Here is an 11,853-nt window from a genome sequence, read left to right on the forward strand (position 1 = left end):
TCACTTACCACTACCATTACAGACTCCTTACTTCTTTCTATTTGCAGCAATTAATGCAGCCAATGCGTTCACCGATGCAAAGTGGCGACGCGTATCTTCGGAATCAGCTGACAGCGAAATACCGTAGCGCTTTTGCAAGGCCACGCCCAGTTCGAGCGCGTCGATAGAATCCAAACCCAGGCCTTCTACAAACAAGGGGGCATCGCTATCAATGTCAGCAGCTGTGATATCTTCCAGTTGCAACACTTCGATAATTAATTCTTTTACTTCTTGCTCAAGCATGACGTTGATTTTCCTCGGTAAAATAATGCTGCAGATGATCCGTCAAATGACGGGCTGCCATGACATCCGACTGGCCAGCACCAATAAAATGCTGGATCGGAATATCCTCTTTAACTGCTATTCTGAACTGCGCAAAACGTTCTGGTACATGCCACCATTTCTCACCCTTGCCCAAAGTTGGCGGGTCGCAACGTATCACTACCGGTGTTACCGCACAGACCCCACGTACAGCAATATTCGCTGCACCACGCTTCATGCATATGACACCATCAGCGGGAGTACGCGTCCCTTCAGGGAACACAATCAAATTATTGCCGGCCTGCAAGGAAGCTATACAGGCCTCCAGTAATTCTGTCCCCTGCTCATTACTGATGTAACCAGCAGCCCTTACTGGGCCGCGGGTAAAGGGGTTATTCCATAAATGGCTTTTGACGATGCAATCTGCATTCTTGACAAAGGCCATCAAAAAAACCGTATCAATCAGGGTAGGATGATTTGCCAGTATCAGCAAGCCACCACGCTCCAGCCTGTCCAGACCAGTGATCTCATAGCGCAAGACACCAAGCAGTCGCATCAGGCCGACAAAACCACGAAACGTCAGACGTATGATGTGGCGCGCTGCCTTGGTACGCTTTTGCTGTTGCCATACCAGCACATACAAAGCCGGAAACACCAGAACCCGCAACAATAAACCGCCTATGCCAAACGTCAGAAAACTGATGCCAGTGGCCAACACCCGCCAGCAACGGTCAAGCTTGTCAAACATGGCGCGACCACAACCAGCGTCGCTTACCGACTATACGCTGCATCTGCGCTTGCTCTCCGATTAAAAAACGCAACACTTCCAGGCCGCCAGACATGTCATTGGCGTTTATTTCCTGTTCTTCAACTTCATCCCATTTCAGATGAATAGCGTCTTCCCGCGCTGGCACCATCAACCAGGCCCAGGCGTAAGGCTGCTCATCACAGTCTTGAAATGATGCAAAAACAGATGGCAAAATATTATCATAAGCCACCAGCATCACCATGGGCGCGCCATCTGCCAATAAGCCACATGCTTCAATGACTGCATGTTCCACTGTATTTTTTCCACCCGCCAGGGCGATATGATTGGCTTGATCCTTGCGCGCAATAGAAAACAAACCTGCGCTGGCATTGTGCACAGCCAGACCAAAGCCAGTCGGTGATACTGATGCATCCTGCATCAGCTCTGTCAATAAATCAACAGCGCGTGCCACCTCACCATGACGGGAACAAAATACCGTGGGAACATTAGTCTGCCCATTCAGGCACTGATATGCAACTTCCAGTGCCATTTTCCCAAGAAAACCGGCACGTCTGCGCAACATCGCTGGCATTATTGCAACACCAGGCTCAGCATCACCAGTCAGAGGAAATGGTGATATAGCCCATTCCTTCCACGCATCCCTGGTCGTGACACCAGGAGCCCAGGCGGCAAAGTTATCAATTGAGAAACGAACACCATGAACACGCATTATTATATTTTTTCATCCATTTTTAGCATGTCACTGCTCATATAAGTGTTGCCCTATACAATTTGTAACAAATGAGGGACGCATTATAGCAAAGCATGAATAGAGTCCACAATCTGATATATCGCAAGATCAATGGAGTTGTTTTTTAATTCAAGCCTTTGTTTCTCAAAGGAAAAATAGTGTCAGGCAAACGATGCGATATCTGATGTTTTGGAAATATGCGAGTCGTTGCCAATGTACAAACGACAAAACCCCCGCAACACTTTCATGTTGCGGGGGTTTTTATTCCGATACATTTTCTACAAGCTCACAGGATCGCAAACAAAGTGGAGCTCCATAAAATCTTAATGAGTATCCGTTGCAAGCTGACTTGCGGACTTGCCAGATAATTTGCGCCTGATCCTCCCAAGTAAGTGCTCAAAGTCATCAACATAAGTGAACACTGCCGGCACCACTAACAGACTCAGCAAGGTTGAAGTAATCAAACCACCGATTACCGCAATCGCCATCGGTGAACGGAAGCTGGGGTCAGCTCCCCAACCCAGCGCCAATGGCATCATGCCCGCACCCATGGCGATGGTGGTCATGATGATGGGGCGGCTGCGCTTGTGACAGGCATCAACCAGGGCATCAAAACGGCTCATGCCAGCCTCTCTTGCCAGCACCGCATAATCAACCAGCAAGATCGAGTTCTTGGTGACGATACCCATGAGCATGATCAGACCTATCATGGATGGCATGGACAAAGCGCGACCAGTCACAAGCAAAGCGACGAATGCACCACCAATACTCAAAGGCAGAGCCGCCAGGATAGTCACCGGCTGCAAGAAGTCCTTGAACAACAGAACCAGCACACCATAGATGCACAGCACACCGATCAGCATGGCGATACCAAAACTGGCGAACAGGGCTTGCATCTCCTGTGCATCGCCAAGTTCAGCAATGCTGACTGATGGCGGCAGGTTTTTCATGCTTGGCAAGGCGCGTGCTTCTTCATTGACTTCACCGAGCTGACGGTTACCCAGTTCTACATCCAGAGTCACATTGCGTTTGCGATTCAGCCTGTCTATCTGCGCCGGGCCGGACTCCATGCTGACGCTGGCGACACTGCCCAGCATGACGGGTCCATTCTTGCCGGGTACTGTCAGGCGTTCTATCTCGGCCAGGTCAGCCCTGAAGCTATCAGGTAACTTGACGCGGATAGGTACCTGACGTTGTGACAGATTCAGCTTGGGCAAGGCCTGATCATAATCACCGGCAGTTGCCACACGCACTGTTTCACCTATGGCAGAAGCAGTCACACCCAGGTCAGCGGCTCTTGCCATATCAGGGCGAACAATGATCTCAGGACGTACCAGCGATGCACTGGAACTGACATTCCCTACACCTTTCAGCGTGCGCAATTCCCTCTCGACTTTTTGTGCCGCTTCCAGCAATGCCAACGGGTCTTCGCTTTGCAAAACCAGTTGCATTTTGACGCCAGTATCCGGCGGGCCTACCGTGAATCTGGCACCTGAAATGTCCGCCACCTCAGTACGGATTTTGGCATCAATATCGGCAATCGAATCCTTGCGCTTATTCCTGTGCACTGCTGTCACTGTCAAGACTGCACGTCTTGCTTCTGCTGCGGCACCCGGGGCAAATGCATCGCCACTGGAACCGCCGCCGATAGAACTGAAGACATTGATAATCTCCTTGTTCTTCATGATGGCGACACGTGCCTGCTCGGCAACTGAGCGGGTTTCTGCCAGTGTGCTACCCGGTGGCAACTCTATATTGACCTGTGTTTGTGCACGGTCTGCTGAAGGCACAAAACCAGTTGGCAGCAAACCGACCAAAGCTATCGAGGAAATAAAAAATACCGTTGCGGCTATCATGGTAATCAGTCGATGATGCAGACACCATTGCATGGTTTTCATGTAATGCGTCATGATCCAGCCGTCTTTTTGACCATGCACACCATCATGTTCGCCAGCTTTACCTGGCTTGGGTGCCTTCATGATGTAAGCAGCCATCATGGGCGTCAGCAAACGCGCCACGACCAATGACGCCAGGATCGCAATTACCGCCGTCCAGCCAAACTGCTTGAAGAATAATCCCGGTACACCACCCATGAATGCAGTAGGCAAGAATACCGCTACCAGGGCAAAGGTGGTGGCGATAACAGCCATACCAATTTCATCTGCCGCTTCCATAGCTGCCTGCATTGGCGTTTTACCCATGTGCAAATGGCGGGCGATGTTTTCAATTTCAACAATTGCATCATCGACGAGCACACCCACGACCAGTGCAAGCGACAGCAAGGTCACCGTGTTCAAGGTATAACCAAAATACTTGAGACCGAGGAAGGTAGGTATTACGGACAAAGGCAATGCTGCCGCAGCCACCAGCGTCGCACGCCAGTCGCGCAAGAACCACCAGACAACAAGAATGGCCAGCAAGGCGCCTTCGTACAGCAAGTCCATCGAGCCATCGAAGTTTTCTTCTACAGGCTGGGCATTATCAATGGCTTGATGGAACTTCATGTTCGGATGCGCAGTCTGCAGTTCATCCACTGCGGCATGTGAACCTTTGGCTACATCAACTTCACTGGCGCCCTTGGTGCGGAAAACTTCAAAGCCGACTACAGCTTTACCATCCAGCGTAGCCACAGAACGGGGCTCGCTGACAGTATCGAGCACACGTGCCACCTGATCGAGGCGTATATGCCTGCCATCCGGCAATGGAATATCGAGGATTGCCAGCTCAGCCGCAGTCTTGACAGTAGCGATGGTACGTACAGATTGCTCAGCACCACTGACATCGCCACGGCCACCCGGTGCCTCTTGTTGCACCAGTTTCAAGCGACGCGATACATCAACAGCAGCAACGTTCAAAGCGGCCATCTTGCTGGTATCAAGCTCAACCCGCACTTCACGGCTGACACCACCCATACGCCTGACTGCACCAACACCAGGTACGGCACGCAAACGTTTTGCCACAGTATTGTCCACGAACCAGCTAAGCTCCTGGGCGTCTGGTTTGCTGCTTTCGCCAGCAACGACCTTACTGTCTTTACCATCTTCTGCAGCTTCTACCGTGTAAGTCATGATGACACGGCCCGCAGTGGATGCCTTGGTCACCGTAGGGTCTCGCATTTCGCTAGGCAAATCGGCGCGCACGGTCGCCACGGCATCACGCACTTCATTGACCGCATCCGAGATTACTTTTTCAAGGATGAATTCGACAGTAACTTCAACATTACCATCCAGCACCTTGGTGTAGACGTTTTTTACGCCTTGCAAGGAAGCGACCGCATCTTCTATCTTGCGGGCGACTTCGGTTTCCAGCTGTGCCGGTGCAGCACCGGACAAAGGTGCGCTGACGGTGACTATAGGCAGCTCGATATCAGGAAAATCCTGGACTATGGTGGAGCGAAACGACAATATCCCTGCCAGCGTCAGCAAGATAAACAGCATGATCGCCGGTATGGGATTCTTAATGGAGAGGGAAGAGAAATTCACATGACCCCCTTAATTTTTTGCAGCAGCTACTGTGGCTGCGCTGGCTGCAGCAGCATTGGCAGGCTTGGTTGCGGCCACCACTTTTACCGTATCGCCATCATTGAGGAAGCCTGCGCCGCTGGAAACAATAGTACTGTCAGCGTTCAAACCAGAGACCACTTCCACCAGGTCGCCTTGTGCATTGGAAACGCGACGCCCGGTCTGCACTTTGATCTGCGTGACACGGCCATCAGCATTAAGACGGAAGGCATAGCTGAAACCATCCCTGACCACCACTGCCTGCTGAGGTATGGTCAGGGCCTGAGAGCTACCCATCACGAATTCGCCCTTGGCATACATGCCCGGCTTGAATGCCAGTGAGGCTGTGGCTGTCTGTGGTTTGGCAACATTAGCTGTATCTGGCACCAGATCAACATACACCAGGCCCATCCTGGTTTGTGCATCTACTGTTGGCGACACCACCCTGACCTTGCCCTTCCATTGCGTGCCGCCTGGTGCGGTAACAATGGCTTCAGTACCGGGCACTATTTTTGCCATTTCACTAGCCGTTACTTCAGCACGCCATTCCAGGCGGCCCTGACGTATCATGCGGAACAATTCTGCGCCATTACCAACGACAGAACCCAGGGTAGCCGCACGTGCAGTAATGATGCCGCTATCGGGTGCAAGAACGCGGGTATGGCGCATACGTAATTGCTGGGCTTCTACACTTGCCTTGGCCGATTCAACTCTGGCCTTGGCAGTTTGTTCTGCCGTCAGGTATTGACCGACTTGCTGGGCACTGAGTGCACCGCTGGTTTGCAGAGCGCGGGTGCGTTCAGCATTGGCGGCGGCGTCAGCCAGATTAGCCTGCGCTTCGGCCAGACTGGCTTGTGCCAGCGCCAGATCGGCTTTCACGGTTTCACTGGCAAAACTGACCAGTAACTGCCCACGCTGCACCACATCACCGATATTGGCATGCAACTCCTGTATGCGCAGGCCAGTTGCTTCTGAACCTATCAAGGCCTCTTGCCATGCTGCGACACTGCCATTAGCAGCCAGTTTGATGACAAGATTGCCGCTGCTGGCTTTGGTCGTAGTGACAGTCAGGGCGGGCTTGACCTTGGCGGCAGGTGCCGAGGCACTGGCTGTCTTGGCAGGTTCATCAGCAGCATTGGATGTCGCCGACAGCCAGATGCCACCTGCGCCTACGGCAATCATGCCAGCCAGGCTCAGGGATAATGGTTTGCGTGAAATGAGTTTCATCATGTCTGATACGCCTTCTGTTTAATTTTTAAATTCAGGAATTTGTCTGGGGCTGGGCAGCAGCTTGCGCATTCAGGTCCCAACCGCCGCCCAAGGCACGGTATAGTGCGATCCAGGCACGGTTTCTTTCGAGCTGCAATGCGATCAGGGCAGACTGGGAAGCAAATGCGGTGCGTCGCGTATCTTCCAGTTCCAGCAAGCTGGCCATGCCCTTGCTGTAACGCTGGGCAGTTGCCTGCAAAGCCTGATCGTAGCCCTTTGCAGAGATTTCAGAATCAAGACGGCGTGCATCCGTGCTATTCAGGTTGACCAGTGCCTCCTCCACCTCGCGCACCGCTTGCCTGACCTTGCCGTGATAATTGCTGCTGGCATTCAGGTAACGTGCTTTGGCTGCTTCAATATTGGCCGTAGTCTGGCCGCCATTGAATATGGGCAGCGTCAATGCCAGTGGGCCGACAGACCAGGTATCCATCCTGGTCGTACTGCCAGCAACGTCATAGCGCATGGTGCCTATGGAACCACTGAGTGTCAGACGGGGATAACGTCGCGCCTCCGCTGCACCAACCTGGGCACTGGCGGTCGCCACTTCTTTCTCTGCTGCATACACGTCTGGTCTTTGCCCCAGCAATTGTGCGGGTAATGAGGTGACAGCCAAAGGCAGCAGGTTTTTGAAACTGGCCTGGGCAATTGTCAACAGTTGCCTGAGTTCTGGTTCTGGCTTGGCGGTAAGTGCGACCAGGGCTTTGACATCCAGGTCACATAATGCTGCCTGTTGTATGGCACGGCTATTACCTTCAGCAGCGCTGGCGCGTGCCAATGCGGATGTCGCACTGGAAGACATACCAGCCTGGGTGCTGAGTTCAGTCAACCTGGCAGTTTCTGCGCGTGACTTGGCATCTTGCCAGGTCAGGTCGGCAGTTTGCTGGCAACTGATGACAGAGAAATACAGCTGCGCCACTTCAGCCGCGACAGATATCCTGGCATCATGCCAAAGCGCTTGCGTACCTTCCAGTTCTGCCTGGGCAGCCTGGTTCGCAGCGCGGTTTGCGCCAAATACATCAATTTCCCATGCTGTCTGCAAACCTGCCTGCGATGTGGTGGCGACTGGTACACCAGGCTGGTTTTTTGCCCGGGTCGCATTGGCAATCGCATCCAGTGAGGGCAAGAGTGCAGCGCCACTGGCAACTCTCGCTGCCCTGGCTGTTTCTATGCGTGACCAGGCTTGCGCAATGTTAGGGCTGACCTTTTGGGCAGACTCTATCAATTCCAGCAAACTGGCATCGCCATTGGCTTGCCACCAATTATGCAATTCAGTATTTTTTTCTGCGGCGGGCAATATCGCCTGCCATTGCGCAGGCACACTACCGGTACTGGATGTCAGAGGGCTTGTGGTCGAACATGCTGCCAGCAAGGCGGCAATGGCAGGCATAAGAATAAAACGTCGTATAGTCATATCGCTGTCGAAGAAGTTGGTTTATCAGTGTCAGAGTTTGCTACCAGCCGGCGCCGCTTTTCGTCTTCGCACATGGCGATGGCATAGTCCACCAGGCGGGAAGCATAGGCATCAATTGCCTTGGGTTTGGCGATCAATGCTGGCCTGGTCGCCTGTATCACGTCACCGCTGATCAACAGCGAAATGGCCAGGCCAGTAATCGAAATCGCCAGCCTGTGCACATCATCATCTGCCTTGGTGATGCCAAGATAACGGCACAAGAGCCTGACAAACCCCTGGTGCGAGGGCTTGATGACGGTGTCAATTTCTTCCATCCACAGGCCTGTGGGTTCCAGCATTTCACGAAAATGCAGCTTCATGCAAGTCTCGATGATTTCGCCCTGCTTCAGCGAATCCGTAAAGGTGCAGATCAGTTTCAACAAAATAGTACGCAAGTCTGCAACATCCGCTTCAAATATCTCAGGATCGACATTTGGATTGGTGCGCGGGTCATTGAACACCGCACGGTACAAACCTGCCTTATCAGAAAAATAGTAACTGATGGCAGAAATATTGACATTGGCTGCCTTGGCAATTTCACGTATCGAGGTTTTGGCAAAACCTTTTTCTGCAAATAATATCAAGGCCGTGTCCAGCAGGCGTGTACGCGCCTCAATACCATCGATACGCAATATTTTTCCGTCGGGTGTAGCTACCTGGCTATCTGGCTGAGTGTGCCGCGCTACGGCTTTTTTCTGGCTGGATGTTTTCATGCGGTGCATACTAGCACATAAATCAAACGTTTGATTTAACTATTCCACAGCAAAGCAAACGTCATTAGCAAATCGCAATCCAAACCAGATAGACAAATCCTTGCGAATCATAAGGATGTTGCCTGCTGTCACTGCATAGTCACATTGTCCGTTTAGGCTTCGCCTTACCCGCTTTCACAAACTCATTTGGCATCTCAAAATGACCCTGCTTACCTCCCCTGCTATCCGCCTGTTAGGCAATTTTAAAATTGCCCACAAACTCAGTTTTGTCGCCCTTGCCTTTGCAATCCCCTTGCTTGTCGTGCTGGCCTTGCTATTTCAAAACCTGCGGGAAGATGTATTGCAAACCCAGGCAAAGCAAACCGCCATCAAAAGTATCGCGATAAAAAATGAGATACGTCTGTTGATACAAAAGCAGCGTGCCTTGCAACACATGCGCCTGCTTGGCAACAAGCAACTGACAAGCAGCATCACAGAAAATCAGGGCAAGATAGACGCATTACTTAAACAAACCGATCAGACCAGTCCGGTCAAAAATCTATGGGCTACCCTGCTGGCAAGAGAAAATCAGCTCAAGTCAGCAGAAAGTTTTATTGAATATACCAAGCTGTCAAATTCGCTGGAACTTGAGATTGCGGAAATTGCCAATAGTTCAAAACTGGCCCTGGATAGCGACTTAAAAACCCATCAGCTCGTCAACATTTATATCAACACCCTACCGCAGATAGAAGAGAAGTTATCCATCATCGCTGGTCGCGGAGCTGCTTATATTGACACCGGCTTATTCGAAGCCGGTGAAGATGTGATGCTTAACTCCCTGCATATGCTGGCAAAGCTCGATCTGTCCGGGCTGGCATTGAACATGCAAAACCTGGGCGCACCTGGCAAAGAATACGCTTTAGCAAATACCAACATGCAAGCCAGCATTGCTGAGGCAAAAAAATTCCTGGAGCGCTCACAAGATGAAGTGCTGGCATCGGTCAATCAAAGTAGCGGTGAAGCATTCCTGCAAGCAGGCACAGATAATTTGAACAAACTCGCCACGACCAAAATGGCGATCGCCAGCCTTATCGCCAACAATCTTGCCAATGAACTAGACAAGGCCAATCAGCGTGCCTGGCAAATGTCTGCAGGCATTATCTTGCTCTTGCTGATGGCCAGCTATCTTCTGGTGGCCATTTATCAGGCATTGACCTTGGATCTCAATACATTGACAAAAGCGATAGCAGAAACTGCCGCAGGCAATTTACAAAACCGCGTCAGCAGCCGTGGCAAAGATGAACTGGCACAGTTGATCAATGCTGTCGGCAGGATGAATGTGGAACTGAGTAACCTGGTTGCCAATATACGTCTGAGTGCGCAAACCGTAGATGTCATCGCCAGGGAAATTCACGATGAAAACACTGACCTGGCCAGCCGCACAGAAAGCCAGGCAACTTCCTTGCAACAGACAGCCACAGCAATTGATGAACTAACTGCCACCATTGCTGAAAACGCAGGCAATCTTGCACAGGCGAACAGCCTCATGCATAGCTCAGCTGAACGTGTGCAGCAAGGTCTGGAAGTCATGGAGAGCAGTATCCTGTCCATGCAAACCGTCAGCGCAAGTTCCAGAAAAATTACCGAGATCATCGGCGTTATGGATGGCATCGCCTTCCAGACCAATATATTGGCCTTAAATGCTGCCGTTGAGGCTGCCAGGGCTGGCCAGGAGGGCCGTGGCTTTGCCGTAGTGGCAGCAGAGGTGCGCAATCTGGCACAACGCAGCGCCAATGCAGCCAAAGAGATTAAAGGCCTGATCGCCTCGTCTGGCCAGGCCGTGGAAGCTGGCAGCAAAATGATTAATACAGCTGGCCAGACTATGCGCAATATTGCCGACAATGTGGAAGTGGTCACCGAGCTCATCAAGCAAATTGCCAAAGCCAGCCAGGAACAAAGCGTGGGAATTTCTGACGTAAATCAGGCGATAGGTGATATTGATCAAATCACGCAAGACAATACCCGTCTGGTTGAAATGGCGAGTGCATCCACTGCCAAACTGGAAGAACAGGCAGCTTCTCTGGGTGCCGCAGTGAGCGTATTCAAAACCCAGGCAGTAGTTGTCGCAGAAGCGCAACGCCTGCATCTCGCCAGCAACTCAGACGACCGTTTTACACTGACTGCGCCAGAGAAGAAAAAACTGGCGGCATAAAGTGAGCCGGCAACAATCAGTCGGCATCTCGCAATCATGAAAAAAACCACCGGGCAAATACGCTGGTGGCTTTTTTTGGTGTTACAGTTGTTTGTGCAGTTGCCAGCACAGTTGTTTGATGCCTCAGATTTTATTCAAACCTTCAACAAACCCAGTATGGATTGCAATTCATCCCTGATCTGATGCAAATTCACCGGTTCTTCAACTGGCTCATTGGATGCTGACTCCGCATGACCGCCATTGACGTTAAGTTTATTTCTTGCGCCATTGATGGTAAAACCCTGCTCATATAATAATTCGCGGATACGGCGTATCAGCAACACTTCATGATGTTGATAATAACGACGGTTACCGCGACGCTTGACTGGCTTGAGCTGGGTAAATTCCTGCTCCCAATAACGCAGGACATGCGGTTTGACGCCACACAATTCACCAACTTCGCCTATCGTAAAATACCGCTTGGCCGGGATGGGCGGCAGTACAAAAGACTCAATCTTGATTTCAGTCATGGAAAATATCAGGCAGCATGGGCAAGAGGTTGATTACCGACATCGTCGACCATGCCTTTGAGTTTCTGGCTGGCATGGAAAGTAACGACACGACGTGCAGTAATAGGAATTTCTTCACCGGTTTTAGGATTGCGACCAGGACGTTGCGGCTTGTCACGCAACTGGAAATTGCCAAAGCCGGACAACTTGACGGCCTCGCCCCTTTCCAGTGCATCACGGATTTCATCAAAAAAAGTTTCTACCATGTCCTTGGCTTCGCGCTTGTTTAAACCTACATGTTCAAACAAGAGCTCGGCCAACTCTGCCTTGGTTAAGGTTGGTAATTCCTTTTCCGCCTGTGATCGCGCCCTGGCTTCTTGCATTGCGCGATTCAAATCAGCATCCAGCACCGACTGGAACTCAGCGGAAATCACATCATTCAT

At 51.4% G+C, this 11,853-nt stretch carries 10 protein-coding genes; 1 reads left to right on the forward strand and 9 read right to left on the reverse strand.

The features are described from left to right. Positions 1-27 precede the first annotated feature (27 nt). The 7 genes from AC07OI_RS05645 to AC07OI_RS05675 all read right to left on the reverse strand — a co-directional run bounded on the left by AC07OI_RS05645 (position 28) and on the right by AC07OI_RS05675 (position 8,731). Complete coding sequence (locus AC07OI_RS05645; protein WP_423002813.1) at positions 28-282, reverse strand: phosphopantetheine-binding protein; 255 nt, start codon at positions 280-282, stop codon at positions 28-30. After that, the gene (locus AC07OI_RS05650; RefSeq protein ID WP_492702761.1) at positions 275-1,048 is read right to left on the reverse strand and encodes a lysophospholipid acyltransferase family protein; all 774 of its coding nucleotides are present in this window, start codon (positions 1,046-1,048) and stop codon (positions 275-277) included. The genes AC07OI_RS05645 and AC07OI_RS05650 overlap by 8 nt, the downstream gene beginning before the upstream one ends. Next, the gene (locus tag AC07OI_RS05655) at positions 1,041-1,778 is read right to left on the reverse strand and encodes a beta-ketoacyl synthase chain length factor (RefSeq protein ID WP_495256539.1); all 738 of its coding nucleotides are present in this window, start codon (positions 1,776-1,778) and stop codon (positions 1,041-1,043) included. Before AC07OI_RS05655 ends, AC07OI_RS05650 begins: the two co-directional genes overlap by 8 nt. Positions 1,779-2,122: 344 nt before the next feature. Beyond that, a complete protein-coding gene (locus tag AC07OI_RS05660) occupies positions 2,123-5,281 on the reverse strand; it encodes an efflux RND transporter permease subunit (protein WP_495256540.1) in 3,159 nt (1,052 codons plus the stop codon). A 9-nt stretch (positions 5,282-5,290) separates the two neighbouring features. After that, positions 5,291-6,529, reverse strand: a complete 1,239-nt coding sequence (locus tag AC07OI_RS05665) for an efflux RND transporter periplasmic adaptor subunit (protein ID WP_495256541.1) — start codon at positions 6,527-6,529, stop codon at positions 5,291-5,293. Between the two features lie 31 nt (positions 6,530-6,560). After that, positions 6,561-7,979, reverse strand: coding sequence for an efflux transporter outer membrane subunit (locus tag AC07OI_RS05670; RefSeq protein WP_495256542.1), 1,419 nt, complete (start codon positions 7,977-7,979; stop codon positions 6,561-6,563). After that, entirely contained in the window at positions 7,976-8,731 is a 756-nt protein-coding gene (locus AC07OI_RS05675) for a CerR family C-terminal domain-containing protein (protein ID WP_492702756.1), read from the reverse strand. Before AC07OI_RS05675 ends, AC07OI_RS05670 begins: the two co-directional genes overlap by 4 nt. Positions 8,732-8,930: 199 nt before the next feature. Here AC07OI_RS05675 and AC07OI_RS05680 point away from each other — a divergent pair, with 199 nt between their 5' ends. Beyond that, positions 8,931-10,922 carry a methyl-accepting chemotaxis protein gene (locus AC07OI_RS05680; RefSeq protein WP_495256543.1) on the forward strand — a complete coding sequence of 664 codons (1,992 nt, stop codon included), beginning with the start codon at positions 8,931-8,933 and terminating at the stop codon, positions 10,920-10,922. Between the two features lie 134 nt (positions 10,923-11,056). Here AC07OI_RS05680 and AC07OI_RS05685 read toward each other — a convergent pair whose 3' ends face one another. Further along, a complete protein-coding gene (locus AC07OI_RS05685; RefSeq protein WP_162041789.1) occupies positions 11,057-11,431 on the reverse strand; it encodes a MerR family transcriptional regulator in 375 nt (124 codons plus the stop codon). 8 nt (positions 11,432-11,439) lie between these two features. Then, positions 11,440-11,793: an integration host factor subunit alpha gene (locus tag AC07OI_RS05690; protein WP_456243381.1), complete on the reverse strand. Its 354-nt coding sequence runs from the start codon at positions 11,791-11,793 to the stop codon at positions 11,440-11,442. Between the last annotated feature and the right edge of the window lie 60 nt (positions 11,794-11,853).

The sequence above is a fragment of the Undibacterium sp. GW821-FHT07F11 genome (assembly GCF_059418665.1).

Coding starts and splice junctions, on each gene's coding strand:
- AC07OI_RS05650 (WP_492702761.1), bottom strand. CDS start 1,048: ATGTTTGACAAGCTTGACCGTTGCTGGCGGGTGTTGGCCACTGGCATC.
- AC07OI_RS05655 (WP_495256539.1), bottom strand. CDS start 1,778: ATGCGTGTTCATGGTGTTCGTTTCTCAATTGATAACTTTGCCGCCTGG.
- AC07OI_RS05685 (WP_162041789.1), bottom strand. CDS start 11,431: ATGACTGAAATCAAGATTGAGTCTTTTGTACTGCCGCCCATCCCGGCC.
- AC07OI_RS05680 (WP_495256543.1), top strand. CDS start 8,931: ATGACCCTGCTTACCTCCCCTGCTATCCGCCTGTTAGGCAATTTTAAA.
- AC07OI_RS05670 (WP_495256542.1), bottom strand. CDS start 7,979: ATGACTATACGACGTTTTATTCTTATGCCTGCCATTGCCGCCTTGCTG.
- AC07OI_RS05675 (WP_492702756.1), bottom strand. CDS start 8,731: ATGAAAACATCCAGCCAGAAAAAAGCCGTAGCGCGGCACACTCAGCCA.
- AC07OI_RS05645 (WP_423002813.1), bottom strand. CDS start 282: ATGCTTGAGCAAGAAGTAAAAGAATTAATTATCGAAGTGTTGCAACTG.
- AC07OI_RS05690 (WP_456243381.1), bottom strand. CDS start 11,793: ATGCAAGAAGCCAGGGCGCGATCACAGGCGGAAAAGGAATTACCAACC.
- AC07OI_RS05665 (WP_495256541.1), bottom strand. CDS start 6,529: ATGATGAAACTCATTTCACGCAAACCATTATCCCTGAGCCTGGCTGGC.